1 protein-coding gene is annotated in these 651 nt (G+C 47.5%); it reads right to left on the reverse strand.

The annotated features are described in order from the left end of the window. Window positions 1–651 (reverse strand): Ig-like domain-containing protein (locus AC27H3_RS18060; protein ID WP_487108107.1); only part of this gene is annotated, 651 nt, incomplete at both ends.

Raw genomic sequence — 651 nt, forward strand, 5'->3', positions numbered from 1 at the left:
GGCTATCGGGGTGATCAACGCGGTATAACTGCTGCTACTTACGGTAGTAAAAGCGCTCGCGGTGGCATTAGTAAGTGTTACATCGCTGACAATAAAATCAGCTACCGCTTCACTAAACGTAAAGGTGGCGGTAAATGGCGTAATGTTTTGCGGCTGCACACCTTGAATGGCAACAGACGGTCGTGTCGTATCAAATAAACTGACAACCGGTACCGCTGCAATATTAAAGTTCCCCACGCTGTCTTGCGCGACATTAATTCCCACATTCAAGGTCACTAAACCCTGAGCCGATGGCGTGATCAAAGCGGTATACGTACTACTGTTCACCGTAGCAAAAGCGCTCGCTGTCGCATTAATGAGCGAGATATCACCCACTTCAAAACCAGTGACCGCTTCACTAAAAGCAAACGTGGCGGTAAATGCGGTGTTTGAATTTGCTGGGACATTTTGAATCGTTACGGTTGGCAAAATAGCATCAAATTCTGTGCTCACTTGCGCGGCTGCCGTGTTTAAGTTGCCAGCAACATCTTGGGCAACATTGGCATTCACATTCAAGGTGATCGTGCCATCAGCTATCGGAGTGATCAACGCGGTATAACTGCTGCTACTTACGGTAGTAAAAGCGCTTGCGGTAGCATTAGTAAGTGTTAC

This window comes from Colwellia sp. NW0002-52-1 (assembly GCF_057550865.1).